General features: G+C 75.9%; 22 protein-coding genes and 1 pseudogene. 6 read left to right on the top strand and 17 right to left on the bottom strand.

Going from position 1 to position 19,665, the window contains the following annotated elements:
- Positions 1-5 precede the first annotated feature (5 nt).
- The 3 genes from PHK61_RS04420 to atpF form a co-directional block, all read right to left on the bottom strand.
- A complete protein-coding gene (locus tag PHK61_RS04420; RefSeq protein ID WP_274279761.1) occupies positions 6-965 on the bottom strand; it encodes a hypothetical protein in 960 nt (319 codons plus the stop codon).
- A gap of 244 nt (positions 966-1,209) precedes the next feature.
- Entirely contained in the window at positions 1,210-1,650 is a 441-nt protein-coding gene (locus PHK61_RS04415) for a hypothetical protein (protein ID WP_274279760.1), read from the bottom strand.
- Positions 1,651-1,876: 226 nt separating this feature from the next.
- Entirely contained in the window at positions 1,877-2,380 is a 504-nt protein-coding gene (atpF, locus tag PHK61_RS04410; protein ID WP_274279759.1) for a F0F1 ATP synthase subunit B, read from the bottom strand.
- A gap of 183 nt (positions 2,381-2,563) precedes the next feature.
- Between atpF and PHK61_RS04405 the strand changes: the two genes are divergently transcribed.
- Positions 2,564-3,022, top strand: coding sequence for a universal stress protein (locus PHK61_RS04405; protein ID WP_274279758.1), 459 nt, complete (start codon positions 2,564-2,566; stop codon positions 3,020-3,022).
- A 1-nt stretch (position 3,023) separates the two neighbouring features.
- Here PHK61_RS04405 and PHK61_RS04400 read toward each other — a convergent pair whose 3' ends face one another.
- From PHK61_RS04400 to PHK61_RS04375, 6 genes are all read right to left on the bottom strand, one after another.
- Positions 3,024-3,896, bottom strand: coding sequence for a hypothetical protein (locus PHK61_RS04400; protein WP_274279757.1), 873 nt, complete (start codon positions 3,894-3,896; stop codon positions 3,024-3,026).
- A gap of 112 nt (positions 3,897-4,008) precedes the next feature.
- Positions 4,009-4,431 carry an SRPBCC family protein gene (locus PHK61_RS04395; protein WP_274279756.1) on the bottom strand — a complete coding sequence of 141 codons (423 nt, stop codon included), beginning with the start codon at positions 4,429-4,431 and terminating at the stop codon, positions 4,009-4,011.
- A 28-nt stretch (positions 4,432-4,459) separates the two neighbouring features.
- The gene (locus tag PHK61_RS04390; RefSeq protein ID WP_274279755.1) at positions 4,460-5,713 is read right to left on the bottom strand and encodes a hypothetical protein; all 1,254 of its coding nucleotides are present in this window, start codon (positions 5,711-5,713) and stop codon (positions 4,460-4,462) included.
- Between the two features lie 34 nt (positions 5,714-5,747).
- The gene (locus PHK61_RS04385; RefSeq protein ID WP_274279754.1) at positions 5,748-6,029 is read right to left on the bottom strand and encodes a hypothetical protein; all 282 of its coding nucleotides are present in this window, start codon (positions 6,027-6,029) and stop codon (positions 5,748-5,750) included.
- A gap of 144 nt (positions 6,030-6,173) precedes the next feature.
- Entirely contained in the window at positions 6,174-7,676 is a 1,503-nt protein-coding gene (mftG, locus tag PHK61_RS04380; protein WP_274279753.1) for a mycofactocin dehydrogenase MftG, read from the bottom strand.
- 19 nt (positions 7,677-7,695) lie between these two features.
- Positions 7,696-8,766: an LCP family protein gene (locus PHK61_RS04375; RefSeq protein ID WP_274279752.1), complete on the bottom strand. Its 1,071-nt coding sequence runs from the start codon at positions 8,764-8,766 to the stop codon at positions 7,696-7,698.
- 241 nt (positions 8,767-9,007) lie between these two features.
- Here PHK61_RS04375 and PHK61_RS04370 point away from each other — a divergent pair, with 241 nt between their 5' ends.
- Together PHK61_RS04370 and PHK61_RS04365 are read left to right on the top strand one after the other, a co-directional pair.
- Complete coding sequence (locus tag PHK61_RS04370; protein WP_274279751.1) at positions 9,008-9,232, top strand: hypothetical protein; 225 nt, start codon at positions 9,008-9,010, stop codon at positions 9,230-9,232.
- A 349-nt stretch (positions 9,233-9,581) separates the two neighbouring features.
- Complete coding sequence (locus PHK61_RS04365) at positions 9,582-9,929, top strand: hypothetical protein (RefSeq protein ID WP_274279750.1); 348 nt, start codon at positions 9,582-9,584, stop codon at positions 9,927-9,929.
- 39 nt (positions 9,930-9,968) lie between these two features.
- Here PHK61_RS04365 and PHK61_RS04360 read toward each other — a convergent pair whose 3' ends face one another.
- Positions 9,969-11,039: a potassium channel family protein gene (locus tag PHK61_RS04360; protein WP_420791348.1), complete on the bottom strand. Its 1,071-nt coding sequence runs from the start codon at positions 11,037-11,039 to the stop codon at positions 9,969-9,971.
- A 79-nt stretch (positions 11,040-11,118) separates the two neighbouring features.
- Entirely contained in the window at positions 11,119-12,708 is a 1,590-nt protein-coding gene (locus PHK61_RS04355; protein ID WP_274279749.1) for an aldehyde dehydrogenase family protein, read from the bottom strand.
- A gap of 409 nt (positions 12,709-13,117) precedes the next feature.
- On the opposite strand from PHK61_RS04355, the gene PHK61_RS04350 reads away from it, so the two are divergent.
- Positions 13,118-13,471 (top strand): hypothetical protein, encoded by a 354-nt coding sequence (locus PHK61_RS04350; protein WP_274279748.1) that lies wholly within the window; start codon positions 13,118-13,120, stop codon positions 13,469-13,471.
- A 2-nt stretch (positions 13,472-13,473) separates the two neighbouring features.
- Here the strand turns inward: PHK61_RS04350 and PHK61_RS04345 are convergent, their stop codons facing one another.
- From PHK61_RS04345 to PHK61_RS04330, 4 genes and pseudogenes are all read right to left on the bottom strand, one after another.
- The gene (locus tag PHK61_RS04345; protein WP_337993919.1) at positions 13,474-14,235 is read right to left on the bottom strand and encodes an N-acetylmuramoyl-L-alanine amidase; all 762 of its coding nucleotides are present in this window, start codon (positions 14,233-14,235) and stop codon (positions 13,474-13,476) included.
- Positions 14,236-14,239: 4 nt separating this feature from the next.
- A complete protein-coding gene (locus tag PHK61_RS04340) occupies positions 14,240-15,073 on the bottom strand; it encodes a CoA transferase (protein WP_274279747.1) in 834 nt (277 codons plus the stop codon).
- Entirely contained in the window at positions 15,061-15,468 is a 408-nt protein-coding gene (locus tag PHK61_RS32010) for an AtuA-related protein (protein WP_420791355.1), read from the bottom strand. Before PHK61_RS32010 ends, PHK61_RS04340 begins: the two co-directional genes overlap by 13 nt.
- An 87-nt stretch (positions 15,469-15,555) precedes the next feature.
- Positions 15,556-16,801, bottom strand: a pseudogene (locus PHK61_RS04330) (acyclic terpene utilization AtuA family protein); the annotation flags it as partial.
- 238 nt (positions 16,802-17,039) lie between these two features.
- Here PHK61_RS04330 and PHK61_RS04325 point away from each other — a divergent pair.
- Together PHK61_RS04325 and PHK61_RS04320 are read left to right on the top strand one after the other, a co-directional pair.
- Positions 17,040-17,231, top strand: coding sequence for a hypothetical protein (locus PHK61_RS04325; protein ID WP_274279745.1), 192 nt, complete (start codon positions 17,040-17,042; stop codon positions 17,229-17,231).
- 26 nt (positions 17,232-17,257) lie between these two features.
- The gene (locus PHK61_RS04320; protein WP_274279744.1) at positions 17,258-18,289 is read left to right on the top strand and encodes a DUF4185 domain-containing protein; all 1,032 of its coding nucleotides are present in this window, start codon (positions 17,258-17,260) and stop codon (positions 18,287-18,289) included.
- Here the strand turns inward: PHK61_RS04320 and PHK61_RS04315 are convergent.
- Positions 18,286-19,077, bottom strand: a complete 792-nt coding sequence (locus PHK61_RS04315; protein WP_274279743.1) for a class F sortase — start codon at positions 19,075-19,077, stop codon at positions 18,286-18,288. The two genes, PHK61_RS04320 and PHK61_RS04315, sit on opposite strands and share 4 nt — an antisense overlap.
- 89 nt (positions 19,078-19,166) lie before the next feature.
- Entirely contained in the window at positions 19,167-19,661 is a 495-nt protein-coding gene (locus PHK61_RS04310) for a hypothetical protein (protein ID WP_274279742.1), read from the bottom strand.
- Positions 19,662-19,665: the final 4 nt, after the last annotated feature.

Here is a 19,665-nt window from a genome sequence, read left to right as displayed (position 1 = left end):
GCGGGTCAGCGCCCGTGGCGGGCGAACCCCTCGAGGTCGAGCACCATCCGCGCGACCTGCAGCGCCGTGGCGACCGCGTCGACCTCGACCGCCGGGCCAGGGCGTTCCTCGGCGTCGAGGCGCTCGACCAGCGACGCCGCCGCGTCGTGCAGGGCCACGGCGAGGTCGGACGCGTCCGCCAGCGCCTCGGCGGCGAGGCGGTCCTGGGTCGACCAGCCGCCGTCGGGCACCCCGGCCGCCGAGCGGTCGAGGGCGCGCAGCAGGGCCCGGCGGTCGGGTGTCTGCTCGTCGTCGTCCCGCTCGAGCTCGGCGAGCTGCGCCGCGAGCTCGTCCACGGCATGCAGCAGGTCGGCCGGCGGTGGCCCGTCGCCGCGGCGGAAGGGGGCCGGCGGCACGACGCCCTCGGGCGTGCGCGGCGCGGGGATCACGGTCTCGTCGGGCTGGAGGCGGGCGCGGGCCTCCCGCAGGCGGGCGGTGAGCCGGCCGCCGGCGTCGTCGGCGACGGGACCGGGACCCCGACCGGCGGCGGGCCCGCTGTCGCGGGTGGTCTCGTGGACGGGCTCGGCCTGGGTCGGGATGTGCGCCATGGCGGGGACGGCCCGGCCCTCTGTCCGGCCCTCTGTCCGGCCCTCTGTCCGGCCCTCTGTCGGGTCCGCTGCCGGGGCGTCCGGGGCGTCGGCGTCGGCGTCGGTCTCCGCCGGCTCCGCGGACGCCGCGCTCTCCGCGTCGTCCGGGGTCGCGTCCTCCGGGGTCGCGTCCTGCGCCGTCGCGGTGGCGGTCGGTGGGGCGGTCGAGGCCTCGTCGGACGTGGCGTCGGACGTGACGTCGGACGTGGCGTCGGACGTGTTGTCCGACGTGTCGCCGGAGGTGTCGTCGGGCGTGGAGCCGTCGACCGCCGACCCGTCGGTCACCCCGTCGGGATCGGGGGGCACGGGTGTCTCGGGGGTCGCGGCGTCGGTCGACAACGGCGCTCCTTCACGGGCGAGGACGTGGCCGCCGGGTGGTCCGACGGCGTCGGACGGCGGCACAGGGTCACCCGGTGGATCGTCCCTGCCAGCGTGACGCGTTGCAGACGGCTCACGGAACAGCCCGTTCGGGGCATCTCCTTCACCCGGTGGGCCGCTCATCGTCGCGGATCGGCGCCGTTGGGCGCCACCGGATGGGCCACCTGGACGCAGCCGGCCGGGACTCGGCGGTACGGCGTACTCGTCAGTGCGCATCCCGGTGGCGCGTGCCGCCGAACCGGGGCCGCGGGCCCGAGGGGACGCCGCGGGCGGTCCGGGTCATGAGCGCGCGGCGGGTCGCCGCGGCGGAACTCCCGCGGATCCGGCTGTGGATGACGACGGCGGCGAACGCGAGGCCGTTGAGCGCGCCGAGGCCGAGCATCGCCACCTCGAGCACCTGCGAGTCGTCGAACGAGCCGCCCGGGTCCGGGTTGTCGAGGGCCCCGCCGTAGGGCACGGGCGCCGGGGCCGGTGCGGGGTCGGCGGCGAGGGCCGGGCTCGCGCTCGACAGCGGCGCGCCGACGAGCAGGGTGCCCACGGCGAGGAACGCGACCGCGACGAACCGGCCGACGAGCGCGGCGAGCCCGGTCCCGCCGCGACCACGGACCGTGTGCGCCGTGTCGTGCGCCTGCGCCCGCTCGCCCATGTGCCTGCCCCCGTTCGCCCGGTGTGGTCTCGGGCACTCATCGGGAAACAGGCGCGGTCGTTACCGACACGAGGCCACGTCGTACGCGACACGCAGCAATCGTGACCTCACCGTGACCTCACGCGTCCGTTGGTGTCCGCGGAGTCCGGTTCTCGCAGCGCACGGCGCTGCGCGGAGCCTCGAGGGCTCAGAGGGGCCCAGAGGGGCCCCGAGGGGCCCCGAGGGCTCAGACGCGCTGGCCGAGGTAGTCGTCGACGACCTGGCGGTACTCGTCGTCACCGATCTCGCGGCCCAGCATCCGGCCGGCGAGCCGGCGGGAGAGCCGGGCGACGTCGGGCTGGAGGTCCGAGGCGACCGAGGAGCGCTGGGAGGCCAGCTCCTCGCGACCCTGGGAGACCATCCCGGCCGCCTCCTCGCGGGCACCGGCCAGGACCTCGTCGTGGCGGCGCTGGCCCTCCTCGCGCGCGGCGTCGCGGATGCGGGTGGCCTCGTCGCGGGCCTCGCCGATGCGGGTGCGGTACTCGGTCTGCACGCGGCGGGCCTCGGCGCGGGCCTGCTCGGCGCGCTCGAAGCCGCCCTCGATGCGGTCGTGGCGCTCGGCGTAGACCTTCTCGAGGCGCGGCATGAAGACCTTGGTCATGACGAGGTAGAGCGCGCCGAACGCGACCATCCCGATCACGATCTCGTGCCAGATCGGGGTGAGCACGAAGTAGCCACTCGCCAGGGTCATCGCCGGCTGCACCGCCTGTTCGGGTCGTCGTCCTGCATCGCGGGCACCACGGACCGGCAGCGCGGGTCACCGCCGGTCTGGCGCTCGCGCACAGTCTGTCCGATCTCCCCCGGCTCGGCGACCCCGGGTCACCCGTGAGCCCCCGCACCCTGCCCGGACGGGAACGGCCCCTAGGGTGCGGCCGTGAGCGACTACAAGCTGGTGGCGGTGGGCACGGACGGCTCCTCCTCGGCCACCACGGCCGTCACGCGGGCCGCGGCGATCGCGGCGGACGCCGGCGCCAAGCTCCTCATCATCTGCGCCTACGAGCGCTCCGGCCGCCAGGACACCCGCGACCGGGCCGAGGCGGAGCGCGCCCTCGGCGACGAGGCCTACAAGATCATCGGGTCGAACCCGGCGGAGGAGAAGCTGCGCGACGCCCGCGACGTCGCCCGCCGCGCCGGCGCCGAGGAGGTCAACACGGTCGCCGTCGAGGGCGAGCCGGTGCAGGCGATCTGCGACAAGGTCGATCTGCACCACGCCGACCTCGTCGTGGTGGGCAACAAGGGCCTCGCGAGCTTCGCCGGGCGCCTGCTCGGCTCGGTGCCCGCCGAGGTCTCGCGCCGCGCGCCGACCGACGTGCTGATCGTCCACACGACCTGACCTACCTCGACGCCTCCTCCAGCGTCACGGAGGCGTCGACCTGCTCGGAGAGGTCGCCGCGCCGCGGCGCCGGGGTCGCCGGCGTCGGGGGCGTGGCCCAGGTGCCGGGCACCGAGCAGTAGGGCGCCTCGCGGTGGCGTCCGAGCAGGTCGGTGAGCGGGGCGTCGGCGAGCACGTCGCCGAGCGCCTGTTCGAAGCAGCGCCGGGTGCCACGGTCGCGAGGTCGCGCCAGGGCCTCGGCGAGCCGGCGCGTGAGGCGCTCGGACTCGGCGAGGAACGTCGTCAGCGACAGCCGCCCGCGGCCCAGCTCGCGCCGGCAGCGCCCGGCCACGGTGTCGCCCTCGCCGACCACGCAGACCTCGACGTCGACGTCGCCGTCCTCGAGCAGCGCGCCCACCGGGCCGGTGCCCTCGCCCGCGGGACCGGCCATCGTCGCGCGGAAGACCGCGTTGGTGACCCGGTCGGACGGCTCGCGCACGAGCGCGGCGAGCAGGTTCCACCCGCCGCGGCTCTCGAGCACGTCACGCAGGCCGCGGACGTCGACGGTCAGCCGCCGCACCCGCACGCCGCCCTCGCCGCCGGCCCGGTCGAGCAGCTCGGACACGGAGTCGGGCCGCGGGCCGTCGTCGCCGACGACGACGTGCAGGCGCGGCACCGCGGGGGTGCCGGGGACCTGCGGGTCGATGCCGCAGACGGCGATCTCCGGGGCCGGGGCGCGGGTCGCCTCGCGGGCCGGCAGGTCGAGGTACTCCATCCCGACCATGACGTCGGGACCGGGCACGCGGCGGGCCGTGGTGGCGGCGCGCGGGACCGTGGTGGCGCCGCCGGAGGTGGTGCTCGTGGTGGAACGGCGGCGGACGAACGGGAGGCGCACGGAGTCTCCGTCCAGTGGGCTGTCCGAATCGCCCACGATGCCAGAGGGACGTGATCGCTGCCACGTCGAACGATTCAGTCGCCCGGTCGGCGGCCGCGATCACCCGGTCCGATCAGTCGCGCTCCGCTCCGTCGATCCGCTCGGTCCCCGCGCCGTCGAGGATGCGCTTGAGGTCGGCGAGGGTCTGCTCGAGGCCGGCGCGGACGCCGGGCCCGTCGGCGCGCTCGGTGTGCAGCGTGACGGTGACCCGCGAGTCCTCGTCGCCGATCCCGGTCACGAACAGCTCGCCGTGGTAGCCGCTGGCGTGCTCGGCGCCCCAGCGCAGGCTGCGCGCGTCCGCGTCGGCGTGCATCCAGGCCGTGCCCTCGTAGCGCTCGCCCTCGACGTTCGCGACGACGCCGACCTCCTCGCCGCCGTTGCTCCACGCCTTCTCCAGCCCGCTGAAGTACGCGGGCAGGTGCTCGACGTCGGCGAGGTAGGCGAAGACCTCCTCCGGCGGGCGGCGGACGTCGGTCGTGTGCTCGTAGTCACCCATCCCCGCGGCTACCCCGGCGGCACCGATCTCACCGGATCGCCGGCGTGATCGCCGTGCCCCCGCCGAAGCCCGCGACCCCGGCGGTCTCCGCGCCGAGCCCGAGGTAGGCGTTGACCAGCACCGGGGCGGCGCCGGGCCGGGTGTCGCGGTCGGTGCCGGTGCGGGCGTCGAGCACGACCGGGCCGTTGACCGTGGTGCCGTAGACCGCGCCGTGCCACGCGGTGGTCATCCGCGGCGCGACGCGGTTGGCGGCGGGGTCGGGCAGCTCCCACAGCGGGGCGGCGGTCCCCGCGTCCACCGCGAAGACGCGGGTGTCGCCGCCGCAGACGGTGGTGGCCGCCTCGTCCCAGACGCAGCGCGGCGGGGTGTAGGTGTTGCCGACGTCGACGGTGCGCACGGTCGTCCCGCGCGCGTCGACGAAGCGCAGCGAGGCGGCAGGCGCGGCGAGCGTCGTGGCGGCCGTGCGCCCGCTCAGCACGGCGAGCGACGGCCCGGCGGGGGTGATCTGCGGGGCCCGCAGCACCTCGGGCGGGGCGAAGCGGCGCAGTCCGGTGACGGCGTCGAGGCCGACGATCGTCGAGTCGGCGTAGGCGCGGCTCTCGCCCGGCGTGGTCGCGACGCCGATCGCGGTGCCGCCGGCCGGGCCGTCGGCGAGCAGCGCGTCCACCGCGACCCCGTCGGCGGTCCACAGCACGCGGCGGGAGGTGAGGTCGACGCCCACGGCGGTGCGCTGCGTGTCGGTGCTCGCGGTCAGCACGGCGACCCCGGCGACGACCCCGGCGACGTCCATCGCGACCGCCGGCGGGCGCTCCGCCCACGGGAGCACCGTCGGGGCGTTCCAGCGCAGGTCGCCGCTCGCCGCGTCGAGGGCGACGAGGTCGACCGCGAGGCCGGGCGGCGTGGTGCCCGCGCCCGGCACGACGCTCGACGCCCCGACCAGCACGCCGCCGTCGGCCGTGGCCACCGGCCTGCCCGCGGCGTGGCGACCCGGCGGCAGGGCGGGGCCCGGGACCTCGGCGCCGGTGGAGTCGGTGCGCAGCACGCGCCCGCCGTCGGTCGCCCAGATCGCGGTGCCGATCAGCGCCGCGGGCAGCGCCGCCGCGTCGCGCCCGAACACCCGCGACCCGGACCCGCCGAACAGCGTCCCGGTGGGGGCGGCGAAGCCGGTCGGCGGGTCGTACGCGGGCGGTGGCGCGCTGCCGGTGGGCGTCGCGCCGCAGGCACCGAGCAGCAGGGCCGTGACGACCGGGACGACCACCGCCGCGAGCAGACGGGCAGGCACGCCGCGCAGGATTCCACGCGGGCGCCTGCCGCGATCACTCCGTCGGGACGGTGTTCTCCGGCGAGCGGCGCTGGGGCACGACCGGCAGCGGCCCGGTGGCCTGGGCGAGGCGGCGCTGGGCGCGCGCGACGCGGGCGGCGAGCTCGGCCGCGGCGGCCTGCTCGGCCTTGACGGCCTTGCGCTCGGAGCGCGTCAGGCGGCGTGCCGGCTCGTCGGCGGGGCCGTCGACGGGGATGTCGGGCGTGCGTCCGGGCGGAGCGACAACAGGCGCGTCGACACGGCGGCGCAGGAACGACATCACGGTCTCCTCGATCACGTCGAGTGGTTCTCGCGAGGAGTGTCGTCGCGATCACCGTGGACGTGACCTCGATCCACACCATCGTGTCGCAGCTGTGACCGTGTCCGGTGACGTGATCGGACGCTGCGCCACCACCGGGGACGAACCGGACAGCTGTGCAGGTCAGGACGGGCGCGCGACCTCGGCGAGGGTGCGCCCGGCGAGGAGGTCCGCGGCCCGCTCCCCCAGCATCAGCGCCGTCGCCGCCGGCCCGCGGCGGGGCACGGTCGGGAGCACCGAGGTGTCGACGACGCGCAGCCCGCGCAGGCCGTGCACGCGCAGCTCGGGGTCGACGACGGCGAGGGGGTCGTCGGCCGGGCCGATCCGGGCGCTGCCGCAGAGGTGGGCCGACGTCCCGAGGTGCGCGGTGATCCACGCGTCGAGGTCCCTGTCGTCGAGCGCCGTGCCGCCGGGGGTCCGCGTCGGCCCGAGGGCGAGACCCCCCGCCGCCAGCAGCTCCCCCGCGCGCCGCACCACCTGGCGCATCCGGGCCCGGTCGTGCCCCGACGCGAGGTAGCGGTGCTCGAGCCGGGGCGGGGTCCGCGGGTCGGCCGAGAACGTCATCGCGCCGCGGCTCTCCGGGGCCTGCAGGGCGCACATGAGGTGGCACGGCCCGCCGGGCGCGAACGGGCGCGCGAACAGCAGGATCTCCAGGTCGCCGGCGGGGTCGGCGCCGGCGTCGAGGTGCACCGCGGCCTGCGCGCCGGGCGCCTCGGGGTGGATGCCCTCGGGGTCCGGGGACGGGAACGCCAGGTAGACGCTCGGGTGGTCGCTGTAGCCCCGCCCGACGCCGGGGCGCTCGTGGCGCACGGGCAGCCCCGCGGCGCGCAGGGCGTCGGGCGGCCCGATCCCCGAGTGGGCGAGCAGCTGGGGCGTGCACACCGACCCGGCCGACAGCACGACCTCGCCGGCCTCGATCCGCTCGCCGTCGGCGCCCTCGACCCCCACCGCCCGGTCGCCGTCGAGCAGCACCCGCGCGACCGTGACGTCGCCGCGGACCGTGAGGTTGGGGCGGTCGAGGTGCGGCAGGACGTAGGCCATCGCGGCGTTCACGCGCACCCCGCGCCGCACGTTGGCCGGCACGAGGCCTGCGCCGGGGGCACGGTCGCCGTTCTTGTCGATCTCGGGCGGCACGCCCGTGCGGGCGGCGGCGGCGAGGAACCGCTCGGTCACCGCGGCCCGCAGCTCGCCCGCCGGGCGCACCACCGGCACGGGCCCCGCGTCGCCGTGCAGCGGGCCGGTCATGTCGAGGTCGCGCTCGCCGCGCACGTAGTACGGCAGCGTCGCGTCGAACGACCAGCCCGACCAGGAGTCGAGGTCGGCGCGGGTGGCACGGAGGTGGTTGGCGCCGTTGACCGCGCTCGACCCGCCCAGCAGGCGTCCCCGCCCGACGCGCGTGCGCCGCCCGGCAGTGAGCTCGACTCCGACGTCCCACGTGTGCGGGCCGTCGGGGTCGCAGGCCGCCAGCGACGAGACGTCGCGGACCTCGGCGGGGAACGCGGCGGGGTCGGACACCGCCGACCCGGCCTCGAGCAGCAGCACCCGCCGGCCCGGGTCCTCGGAGAGGCGCCCGGCCAGCGTGCAGCCGGCCGAGCCCCCGCCGACGACCAGGACGTCCCAGCTCATGGGACCGGCATACCCGCTCTCAGCGCGGCGTGTCGGAGAGCTGCTCCTGCGGACGGGTGGCGACGTACTGCGGCACCGCGTCGGTGTTCACGGCGAACCACAGGTCACGGCCCGCGGTCCGGTTCAGGTAGACCACCGACTGGTCGCCCTCCGTCCCGGTCCCGCTGACGGGCACGGTGAGGAACGAGACGTTCGAGTTCCGCAGGTCGCGCATGCTGATCGCGAGCTGCGCGAGGCCGGTGTTCGACAGCGAGTCGTCGACGCCGACGTGGCGCGAGACGGTGTCGACGAGGGCGTACGCGCCGGTCGGGCTCGACAGCGTCCCGGAGGACAGCGCCTTCTCCAGGAACGCGCGCAGGGCGGCCTGCTGGCGCCGCACGCGGTCGAGGTCGCCGCCGGGCAGGCTCTTGCGCTCGCGGACGTAGACGAGGGCCTGCGCGCCGTCGAGGTGCTGCTCGCCGGCCGGGACGACGACGCCGTCGCGCTCGGACTCCTGGCCGACGTTGACGTCGATGCCGCCGACGGCGTCGGTCATCTGGGCGAAGCCGGCGAAGTCGATGACCGCGTAGTGGTCGATGTGGACCGCCGTGAGCTGCTCGACGGTCTGGATCAGCAGCGGCGGGCCGCCGAACGCGAGCGCGGCATTGATCTTGTTCTGGCCGCGGCCCGGGATGTCGACGTAGGAGTCGCGCGGGATGGAGACGACGCTCGCGCTCTGCCCGTTCTCGGCGATGGTCGCCACCATGATCACGTCGCTGCGCTGCGAGCCGAAGACGGCGTCGGGCGCGGCCTCGGTGCCGGTGGTCGGCTCGGGCGAGCGGGAGTCGGTGCCGATCAGCAGGAACGTCTGGCCGGCCGAGTCGGCGGGGCGCGAGGACGGGTCGATCGGCGCGAACACCGACGGGTAGCGGCCGACCTGCGAGCCCAGCTGCTGGGTGACGATCACGACGCCGGCCGCGGCCAGCAGCACGAGCACCAGCAGGGCGATGAGGCCGTAGACGAGCGCGCGCACGCCCCGGCGGCGCCGTCCGCGCTCCTCGTCCGGGTCCGGGCCGCGCCCGTCCTGGTCGATCATCCCGCCGACGCTCATACCCCGACCACCCCTGATCCCGTGGGACCGGCCTCCGCTGGCCGTGTCCTCACTCCCGTTCTCCTCGGACGACGAGCGGCGGCCGTTACGCGCCGCGTGGTGCGCGCCCGTCCGGTTCGACCCAGCGTGACAGCTCGCCCACACGCGGTTCTCACGCGGTCACCGCGCCCAGCCTGCCGTCGCCCGCCCGGCGGCCCGCGTGCGGCCCCTCGGTCGTGCGTGTCGCCCTACGCTCGATCGGGTGATCCCCGACCGAGACGGCGACACCGTCAGGGACGCGGCGGCCACGGGTGAGGTTGCGAACGAGGCGGCACGGGTCGCCACCGGCGCCGTCCCGGCCCCGCGCCCCGAGGTCCTCGCCCGCGTCCTCCACGGCCTGCGCGACCTCCCCGCCGCGCCCCCCGGGCCACGCGCCGGGCCCGCCGGCGACGAGCCCGCCCTGCCGCTGCCGCGCCGCCGCTCCTGAGATCAGCAGGTCGATACGCACCGGCGAGGGCCCTCGCGAGGTGCCTTTCCGCCTCCTGATCTCCAGCGGTGGCGCGGCGTGCGGGGCCCGCACCCCGGCGGCGTGATCAGGGGCGACGGTGCGCGCCTCGGCGACCCGTCCCGGTGCGTGTCGTGGCCCTGATCTCCGGCGGCAGCCCGGCGTCGGCGTTTCGCTACGGGTGAACGCCACGCAGACCGACGGGGCGGCGCGCGCGGCCTACCGTGGTCGGCGCGTGCGCTCGGCGTGTCGCGCATCGAGGATGTGGCGATCCTGGCGTCACGCGCCAGCGATGCCGCATCGCTCGCACGCCCGACGCAGGAGGCGAGCCATGACCGTCCCCGATCCCGGACACCCCGACGCGCGCCCCGGCGGACGGCCGGCGAGCGGGCTCGACCCGATGCCCTTCTCGACCCCGCCACCGCCGCTGGGCGAGCGTCCCGAGCCCGGCGAGCCCCGCCGGCCCACGCCCGGGCACCCGTCGCCCGACGGCACGCTCACGCTCGTCGCCGCCGGCCGGGACGACCGCCGGCGCCACGTCGTCGACGTCACCACCGGCGAGCTCGGCGACCCGGCCGGTCTGCGGGCCCGCTGCGGCGCGGCGGTCGAGCAGATCGTGCCCGGGATGCGCCCGGAGCAGGCCGACTGCCCCGGGTGTCACCTGTCGGTCCACCGCTGACCCCGCCCGTCCGCCGCTGAGCCTGCTGCCGGGACGGCGTCAGTCGTCGGGGCCCGCGCGCCGCACGCAGAGCAGGCGGTCGCCGCGCTCGAGGGCGTCGACCTCCGGAGCGTCGATGGCGTGCACGTGCCCGTCGCGCACGACGCCGAGCACGATGTCGCGCAGATGGCGCGGCGACCCGCCGACCTCGGCCTCGGTGACCGTGCGCTCGCCGATGCTCATGCCCGCCTCGGGCGAGATCAGGTCCTCGACGACCGAGACCACGGCGGGCGTCGTCGTCGCCATCCCGAGCAGGCGGCCCGCCGTCTCCGCGGAGACCACGACCGAGTCGGCGCCCGACTGGCGCAGCAGGTGCACGTTCTCCGCCTCGCGGACGGCCGCGGTGATCGTGATCTTCGGGGCCATCTCGCGCGCGGTGAGGGTGACCATCACCGCGGTGTCGTCGCGGTTGGTGGCGACGACGAGCGCGGTCGCGTGCGGCAGGCCCGCGGTGCGCAGCACCGACGACTGGGTCGCGTCGCCGCGCACGGTGACCAGCCCGAGCGCGGACGCCGCGTCGAGGCGCCCGCGGTCGGTGTCGACGACGACGATGTGGTCGACGTCGTGGCCGTCCCCGCGCAGCGTGGTCACCGCGGCCTGGCCCTTCGTCCCGTAGCCCACGACCACCACGTGGTTGCGCACGCGCGACCTCCACCGTCGGATGCGGAACGCCTGGCGCGACCGTTCGGTGAGCAGCTCGACCGTGGTCCCGACCAGGACGATGAGGAACAGCAGGCGCAGCGGCGTGATGACGAGGATCGTCCACAGGCGCGCCGACTCGGTGACCGGGACGACGTCGCCGTAGCCGGTGGTCGAGAGCGAGACCGTCGCGTAGTAGAACGCGTCGATCAGCCCGATGCCGTCGTCGTTGTTGTTGTCGATGTAGCCGTCGCGCTGGAAGTAGACGATCAGCGCGGCCGCGGTCAGCGCGCCGAGCGCCAGGAACAGGCGCCGCAGCAGCGCCACGACCGGCCCGACACGCCCCTCGGGCATGAGGATCGTGGCGCCGACCGCGGCGCTCCCGGGGGATCCGGGGACGCCGTCGCGCGACACCCGGCTTCGCAGGACCATGACCGGGCCCTCCCGACCGACACGCACCCGTGATGGCGGGCCGCCTGCCGCGCCGGGAGGACACTACCCGGCAGGGACCTCAGGTCGCGGGGTAGCGGTGGTAGCCCGGGAAGTTGCCGTACAGGTTCTCCCCGGGCGGGCCCTCGGTGACGGCCTGCACCAGGTACTCGCCGCCCACGAACGCGCCCTTCCACGACTCGCCGCGCCCGCCGAACGCCTCGTCCTTGTCGCCGCGGGAGCGCAGCTTGTTGATCCCGACCTTGAACGCCTGCACCTGCTCGGCGAGGCGCGCGGCGTGGTCGGTGTCGTCGGCGGCGATGCTCGCGACGAGCGCCCCGTTGGACGCGTTCATCTGCGCGAGCAGCTCCGCCTCGGTGTCGACGACCACGATCGAGTCGACGGGTCCGAACGGCTCCTCGTGCATGAGCCGCGACGCCCCCGGTGGGGCGAGCATCGACACCGGCGCGTGGTAGGCCGAGGTGTCCTGGCCGGCCAGGAACCGGCCGTGGTCGAGGCTCCCGCGGTAGAGCGGCACCGCGCCGTGGCGCAGGGCCTCGGCGACGCTGTCGTCGAGCTCCTGGGCCTTGGATGCCGAGATCAGCGGGCCGAAGTCGAGCGCGGGCAGGTCGTCGGTCGACCCCGACGAGCCCTGCTCCACCGCCAGCGGGTGCCCGAACCGGACTCCGTCGAGCACGGGCAGGTAGGTCGCCAGGAACTGGTCGACGAGCTTGCGCTGCACCACGAAGCGCGGGTAGGCGGTGCAGCGCTGCTTGGCGTACTCGAAGCCCTTCTTGAGGATCTCAGAGAACGACTCCCAGTCGGAGAACTCCCAGATGCCCCAGGTGTTGAGGCCCTCCTGCTCGAGCATGTGGCGCTTGCCGGTGTCGGCGAGCTGCGCGGCGACCTTGCCGCCGTTGGAGCGCCCGCCGACGAACGCCAGCGCGCCGATCTCGGGCGAGCGGATCAGCGCGTCGGAGAGCTCGGAGCCGTCGCCGGACAGCAGCGTCACGGGCAGGCCCTCGCGGGCCATGAGCGCGTGCGCGACGGTCAGCGTCATCCAGCCGCCCTGGGTGGGCGTCTTGGCGACGACGCCGTTGCCGGCGAGCAGCTGCACGAGCTCGGCGTGCACCTGCACGCTCATCGGGTAGTTCCAGCTCGCGATGTTCGAGACCGGCCCCTCGAGCGGCACCCGCTTGGCCGGCGCGCCCTCGACGTCGCGCGAGAGCATCCCCTCGATCTCGTCGACGTACCAGCGCACGCCGGAGATGGCGCGGTCGACGTCGGAGCACGCCGCCTTCCAGGGCTTGCCGATCTCCCACGCCAGCAGCAGCGCGAGGTCGTCGCGCGCGCCCTCGATCGCGTCGAGGGCCGCCGAGACCTTGCGCCGGCGCTCGTCGAGCTCGGTGCCGGCCCACCCCCGGTGGGTCTGCGCGGCGCGCTGCACGGCGTCGGTGGCCGTCGCGGCGTCCAGCTTGAGCATCGTGCCCAGCGATGACCCGTCGTTGGGACTCGTCTGCTCGGTGGGCGTGCCGACCGCCCGCCACTCGCCGTCGATGAGGTTCGCGGGCCCGTCGTCGGTGAAGGCCTCGCCCACCAGGTCGCGGACCCGACCGGTCACCGCGGACCAGGTCAGGTTCTCGGGTACGTGCAGGGTGGTGTCGTCGCTCATGGCCGTCCTCCCGTGGCGGTCGTGGGCGTCGACCGACACTAGGCACCGTGAGCCGTCGCGGGAACCGCCGGACCGGAGAGGGTCGGCGACGGATCGGGCAGGGCCACCACCGCCCGTGACCTGCGATCCGGACGGAACGGGCAGCGCGCCCCCCACCGTCGCCGTCGACACCGTGCGTGAGTGATCCGGCACGCGCCGTCGACCGTGACCGCACGCCGTGACCCGCATCGCCGAACGGCACACCCGCACGAGTGAATAGTTGAAATCTTGAGTCAGAGTTTGGGCATCCTCGCGTCACCAGTCGTGATAGCGACGCGCGACGATGCGACACCGTCACTCGACGGTGTCGGATCGCGCGGGTGACCGGGACGGCGCGCGGTACCCAGCGCCGAGCGTGGAGGAGGAACCGATGGACCACGATCCCCGGTGCTGCGCCCGTATCGACGCCGACGAGACCGATCCGGTGGCGACCACCCCCGGCGACGCCCTCGTCTCCCCCGACCGGACCGCCGAGCAGATCGACCAGCTCGCGGCGATCGACTGGGTGGAGGCGCAGACCGAGCTCGACCGGTGCGACGGCTACGTCGTGCTCGCCGTCGACCCCCAGACCGGCGAGGTCGACGCGCACGGCCCGTTCCCCGGCATCGACGCCGTCGAGATCGCCGACGACATGCGCTCGACACTGGACCGCGAGGGTCTCGACGACGTCGTCGTCCGTGTCGTGCGCTGGCACCAGGACCGCACGGGCGACAGCGCCGCCTGACCTCAGCGACCCAGCGCCGCCAGGATCCCCGCCGCGATCCCCTCGGCGTAGCGCTGCCGCCCCGCCGGGTCGGCGACGACCCGCGCCTCGGCCGGATTCGCCGTGTTCGCGCACTCCACCAGCGCCGCGGGCACCCGCGCGAGGCTGAGCCCCGCGAGGTCGGGCCGCGGGTCGAGCCCCGCCTCCCCGCGATAGGTCGACGGCGTGAACCCCTGGCCCTCCAGCCCCGCGACCAGCGCCCGGCCCAGCGCCGCCGACGGCTCGCCCTGGGCCGGCGCGAGCGGCGGGTCGGAGAGCGCGACGTGGAACCCGCGCCCGTCACGGGCCGCGCCGTCGGCGTGGATCGCGACGGTGAGCGCCGCCCCGGCCTCGTTCGCGATCGCCGCCCGCCGGTCCACGCACGGTCCGACGCCTGTGTCGTCGGGGCGCGTGGAGCGCACGTCGACACCCCGCGCCGCGAGCAGCCGGGTGACCCGCGCCGCGACGTCCCACGCGAACGCGTGCTCGGCGTAGCCCTCGGCCGTGGCGGTGCCCGTCGTGTTGCAGGGCTTCGTCCCGCCCCGCCCGTCGGGGACCTCCCGCGCGATCTCGTCGGTCGCCTCGGCGTTGCCGCCGTTGTGCCCGGGGTCGAGGACGACGACCGGCGCCGGTGTGGGCGCCGGGGTGGCCGCGCGGGCGACGGGGGGCGGGCTCGGTGCCGGCGGCGGCGACCCGCACCCGGCGAGCACGACCAGCGCCGCCACGATCACGACCCGGACCAGCACCCGATCAGTGTGCGCGCCACTCCCGCGCCGAGGCCCCGCGGGCGACGAGCACCGGGTCGTAGCGCCCGGGCGTCGCGGACATCGCGACCTGGTCGGTGACGCCCTGGTAGGCGCCGAGCCCGGTGTCGGCGGTGAACGTCTCGGGGTCGAGGTAGCGGTGCGGCTCGGGGTCGCCGTCGCCGATCCGCGTGACCTCCACCAGTGGCAGGTCGGCGAGCACGTCGGTGTACTGGGCGGTCTCCATCATCTCGGGCAGCGTGCGCAGCATCGGCATGACGACGCCCGCCGCCGACGCCGCCTCCTCGAGCTCGGCGGCCTCCCACCTCGCGATCACCGCCGTGACGGCCTTCGTCGTCAGCGGGACCCCGAGCAGCTCCTGGGCGCGTTCGCGCAGGTGGGGGTACATGTTCTGCGGCATCACGAAGCGCCCGTCGGCGCAGCGGAAGAAGCTGAACCCCATCGCGTTGCCCTGCTCGACGCTCGAGGCCACGGGGTAGCCGCCGAGCAGCTCCCAGCGCCGGTCGTAGAACGGGCAGAGGCGGTGGGGGGCGGCGCGCAGGTCGACGTGGACGTCCTGCCCGGGCCCGCCGCGGTCGCGGTGCAGCGCGGCGGCGGCCACCGACTTCGCCAGCAGCCCGATGCTCGCCGCCGCCCCGACGCGCACCGGGCTCGGGACGACGGGGTCGCGCCCGGTGACGGTGACCGCGCCGCCGGCGTCGGCGGTCGACATCCCGAGCGGGGCGAGGACGTCGTCGAGCTCGGCGACCGGGTCGACGCCGTCGTCCGCGGTGAGCGGGTTGTCCCAGGCGTGCTGGAGGCGGCTGGTCAGAGCAGGCACTCGGGGACCTCCACATGGCGCGCCCGCAGGAACTCGGCGACCGCCTTGCCGGCGATGTCGGGCCGGCCGTTCGACGACGCGCCCTTGCCGAGCACGTCGTGGACGACGAAGTGCACCGCGCGCAGGCCGGGGAACTCGTGGCGCTCGATCTCCACCCCCGCCGCATCCGGGAACAGGGCGCGCAGGCGCTCGGTCGACAGCGTCGCGCGCAGCCAGTCCCAGGCCTCATCCCGCGCCCAGAACCCGATGTTGGAGTTGCCGCCCTTGTCGCCGCAGCGCCCGTGGGCGACGAGCCCGAGCGGGGCGCGGCGGGTCGGGCCGAGGTCGGGCCGCGGCGGCGCGCCGTCCGACGGCCGCTGGGTGGCCGCGCCGACCCGGACCGGGGTGTCCTTCACCGGTGTCCGGGTGCCGTCGGCGGACACCACGACGTGGTCGAGCTCGTCGACCGGCACCAGCGCCGGCCAGTACTCGACGACGGGCGCGCACACCTTGAGCGGGTTGACGTAGAGCCCGGGGTAGCCGGGCAGGAACAGGCCGGTCAGCGGGGCGATGAAGCGCTGCGCGTCGACCTGGCTCCTGGTCCGCGACTGCGCGGTGACGAGGATCTGCTGCGCGGCCGCCCACTGGTCGGGCGGGTCCTCGACGGGCGCGCCGATGCGGTCGACGCGCAGCAGGCTCAGGTCGAGGTCGGCGGTGATCCGCTCGACGTGCGTGCGCAGCAGCGCGACCTTGGCCTCGAGGTCGAGCCCGGTGGCGTAGAACGCGACGCTGGACTCGTGGCCGCCCGGCGCGGTCATGGCGAGCTTGGTCGTCGTCGGTGGCGGGATCCGGCGACGCCGGTGATCTCCACGCGGTCGGGCGCGACCTGCGTCGGGGCGACGTCGTCGAGGTGCACGGTGACGTCGGGGTTGAGGTAGACGGGGCCCTGGATCTCGTAGAGCAGCTGGGCAGTCACCGTGTCGGGGGTGACCGTCCCGCCCGCGACCTCGTGCTTCGTGATCATGGCCGTGCCGTCGGCGGCGATCTCGGCGATCGGGTAACCGAGGTCGTCGACACGCGGCACCGCGGTGAAGCCGGAGAAGTTGCCGCCGGTGGCCTGGGGCCCGCACTCGATGACGTGCGCGGCGGCGACGGCCCCGGCCAGCGTGCCCCAGTCCTCGGTCCCCTACCGGTGCCACCACGCCGCCGCCCCGACCGTCAGCGAGGCGTCGGTGACCCGCGGGCAGATGACGACGTCGGCGCCGTCGGCGAGCGCCGCCGCGATGCCCAGCCGCCGAGGTAGGCGTTGGCGGTGGTCGGCTCGAGCCCGGAGTCGGCGAGCGGGACGCCGGTGTCGAGGTGCTCCAGGGCGCCGAGGGCGTCCAGGCGCGCGGAGAGGTCGTCGCCCTCGACGTGGGCGACGGTGAGGTCGAGGCCGGCGTCGGCGATCACGCGCCGGACCTCGCCGGCCAGCCCGGCCGGGTTGAGCCCGCCCGCGTCCACGACGAGCCGCGCCCCGCGCTCGGCCAGCAGCCCGGCGGCGTCGGTGAACTGGGCGAGGAAGCTCTGCGCGTAGCCCAGCGACGGGTCCTTCGCGCGCTCGAGGGCGAGCTGGCGCAGGGTGGGTTCGGCCAGGTAGTCGCCGGTGACGACGTCGACGGGCCCGGCGAGCGCGTCCCGCAGACCGGAGAAGCGGTCCCACAACCAGCCGGCGCAGTTGGCGATGCGGACGGGGCGCGCTGCGGACACTCGACCTCCCGGACCTGCGAGCGGAACTGACGGTCAGCTCTGACGGTTACCGGGAGTCTCCCTCCGCGCCGCTGTCTGCAGAGTGGCCTGGATCACATCTCGCTGAGAGCAACCTGAGCGATCGCCACCCGTACGGCTCAGTGCTCGTCAAGATCACCGCTCTACCGTTTCACAGGCGCCGGCCACTGGTCGGACCAGATGATCGTCCCCGGCTCCGGTCGGGGCAGGGGGGATTGGCATGAAGACGCTCGCGCTCACCCTCGGCGGCCTCGCCGTCGCGTGGATGGCCGCGCCGACGGTGGCCATGGCCGCCCACGGCACCGTCGACGACCGCACCCGCGCCGCATGGCGCACCGCGCCCGTGCGGGCGCGCTTCGCCGCGGTGCCGTCGCAGCGCCGCGCGCCGGTCACGGAGCGCATCCCGGCCTGACCGGTGCCGTCCGGTATACCCACGGCATGCGCACCCTCGAGGTCACGAAGCTCCGCGACCTGACCGGGCCCGGGCAGACCGACGACTACGGGATCGGCGGCACGGACCTGGGCGCCGCGGCGCTCGCGCCGGACGGGCGGCTCGTCGCGGTCTTCGGCGACACGTTCGAGAGCCGGGAGGCGGGCGGCCGGGGCTGGCGCTCGCCGGTGATCCTCTTCGGTGACCCGGCCTCGGTGCGCGACCCGGACGGCGTGCGGTGGACCGGCTCGGCGGGCGGCGACCACCCCTACGCCGAGCAGGTCGTCTCCTACCGCCACAACGCGCGCATCGGCGGGCGCTTCGGCGGGCTGATCGGCGGCACGCGCATCACCACGCAGCTCCCGACCGACCTGCTGACGGTCGGCGACCAGATGTACCTGCACGTCATGGCGTGCGAGGGCCTGGGCAACGTGCACTGGACGGAGATCCACCGCTCGCGCGACAACGGGGAGACCTGGGAGTCGACGGGGCTGAGCTGGCCGGGCGGGCACCTCGGCGGGCTCTTCCAGATGCTCACCTGGGAGCTCGGTCCCGACGGGTACGTGTACGCGCTGACCACGGGGTTCCAGCGCGACAAGGGCCTGCTGCTGCACCGCGTGCCCGCCGACCGGCTGCTCGACGCCGCGTCGTGGGAGGGCTGGGGCTTCGCGGCCGGGGGCTGGGCGTGGGGCAACGCGCCCACGCCCGTGCTGCCCGGCGCGTTCGGCGAGCTCTCGCTGCGCCGGGTCGGCGACGGGTGGTGGCTCGCGGCGTTCGACGCCGGCCACTACCGCGTCGACCTGATCCCGCTGCCCCAGGGCCCGACGACCGACCTCACGATCGCCGAGCGCCTCACCGTGATCGCCGGCTGCGGCTGGGGCGACGAGGACCACGGCTGCGGGCGCGTGGCCCAGTGCTACGGCGGCTACATCCTGCCCGGCTCGACGCCCGAGGAGATGCACCTCGTCGTCAGCCAGTGGCACACGACCGACAACTGGCCCTACCGCGCGATGCACTTCCGGGCGCGGATCGGGAGCTAGCCGGCGATCTCCCGGGCGAAGACGACCGTGTTGTCGCGGTAGGAGCCCGCGCCGCGGTCGTAGCTGCCGCCGCACGTGATCAGGCGCAGCTCGGGGCCGGGCGTCGGGCCGTAGACGCGCTCGGTGGGGAAGGCGTCCTTGGGGTAGACGGCGACCTCGGTGACCTCGAAGGTCACCGTCGCCCCGTCGGCGCGCACGACCTGCGCGCGGTCGCCGGGACGCAGCCGCCCGAGCTCGTAGAACACCGACGGCCCGGACGCGGCGGAGTCGACGTGCCCGATGATCACCGAGGGACCCTGGCGCCCCGGGGTGACCGAGTACCGGAACCAGGCGGCGTTGTCGTAGCCGGGGGATCCCTCCGCGGGGACCTCCATCGTGCGGTCGGGGTTGAGGCCGACCTGGTCGACCGGCGAGTCCACCCGGATCGCGGGAACGCGCAGGGTCGCCGGCGGGGACGAGGTCCCCAGCGGCGCGGCGGTCTCGATCTCCCGACCCGACGGGCCCGCGACCAGCGAGGCCGGCGGCGGCGGGCCGGCGGACGGCGCCGGCGGCGGGCCCGACTGGTGCGCGAGCGCCCAGCCGAGGAGCGCGACACCGATCACGGCGAGCAGCACGGCCCCGGCGACCAGCGCGCGCCCCGTGCGGTCGGGGCGCGGCGGGGGTGGGGATGGTGCGGCGAGGGCGTCGCTCGCTGCCTCCGACGCAGCCGGGGACTCCCTCGCTGCGCCGGGCACGCCAGGCACATCGGGCGCGCCGGGCACCGCGCCGGGTCCGTCGGGCGCGGTCACGCCAGTTCCTCCCCGCTCACCGTCTCCACGTACCCGCGACACACGGCGACCCCGCACACCGGACGGGCGTGCGGGGTCGCCGGCGACGATCAGCTGTCGGTGCGCCGACGACGTGCGGCGGTCGCGCCGAGCGCGCCGGCACCCGCCAGGGCGAGCGCGCCGGCACCGATGAGACCGGCGTGCTCGACACCTGAGGTGGAGCCGCCGCCGGTGGCCACGCCGCCCGCCGGCGTCTGGCTCGCGCCGCCGCCGGAGCCCGAGCCGCTGCCGGACCCCGAGCCGCTGCCCGATCCCTCGGCCCCGCTGCCGCCCGCGCCGGAGCCCTCGGCGCCCGTGCCGCCGGCGCCCGGCTGGCCCTCGGCCCCGGCACCCGGAGCACCAGCACCCGGCGCACCCGGAGCACCAGCACCCGGAGCACCCGGGGCCGCCGGCGCACCCTGCCCGGCGGCCGCGCTCGGCGCGCCGGCCGCACCCTGCGGCGGGGCCGGCGGCTGCCCCTGCGAGCAGCCGGCCAGGACGCCGAGGCCGAGCGCGCCGGCCAGCGCCGGCGCCATGAGCAGACGTGCCCTGTTGCTGGAGTTCACGGTG

It is taken from the genome of Actinomycetospora lutea (assembly GCF_028737205.1).
Lineage (GTDB): Bacteria > Actinomycetota > Actinomycetes > Mycobacteriales > Pseudonocardiaceae > Actinomycetospora > Actinomycetospora lutea.
Note: the sequence above shows the minus strand (reverse complement) of the source record. Positions and strands in the feature narration are given on the sequence as shown.

Bases quoted from the DNA above. Each gene is read 5' to 3' on its own strand.
- PHK61_RS04355 (WP_274279749.1), bottom strand. From the start codon at position 12,708: ATGAGCGACGACACCACCCTGCACGTACCCGAGAACCTGACCTGGTCC.
- PHK61_RS04350 (WP_274279748.1), top strand. From the start codon at position 13,118: ATGGACCACGATCCCCGGTGCTGCGCCCGTATCGACGCCGACGAGACC.
- PHK61_RS04395 (WP_274279756.1), bottom strand. From the start codon at position 4,431: ATGGGTGACTACGAGCACACGACCGACGTCCGCCGCCCGCCGGAGGAG.
- atpF (WP_274279759.1), bottom strand. From the start codon at position 2,380: ATGACCCTGGCGAGTGGCTACTTCGTGCTCACCCCGATCTGGCACGAG.
- PHK61_RS04375 (WP_274279752.1), bottom strand. From the start codon at position 8,766: ATGAGCGTCGGCGGGATGATCGACCAGGACGGGCGCGGCCCGGACCCG.
- PHK61_RS04360 (WP_420791348.1), bottom strand. From the start codon at position 11,039: ATGGTCCTGCGAAGCCGGGTGTCGCGCGACGGCGTCCCCGGATCCCCC.
- PHK61_RS04320 (WP_274279744.1), top strand. From the start codon at position 17,258: ATGCGCACCCTCGAGGTCACGAAGCTCCGCGACCTGACCGGGCCCGGG.
- PHK61_RS04325 (WP_274279745.1), top strand. From the start codon at position 17,040: ATGAAGACGCTCGCGCTCACCCTCGGCGGCCTCGCCGTCGCGTGGATG.
- PHK61_RS04365 (WP_274279750.1), top strand. From the start codon at position 9,582: ATGACCGTCCCCGATCCCGGACACCCCGACGCGCGCCCCGGCGGACGG.
- mftG (WP_274279753.1), bottom strand. From the start codon at position 7,676: ATGAGCTGGGACGTCCTGGTCGTCGGCGGGGGCTCGGCCGGCTGCACG.
- PHK61_RS04415 (WP_274279760.1), bottom strand. From the start codon at position 1,650: ATGGGCGAGCGGGCGCAGGCGCACGACACGGCGCACACGGTCCGTGGT.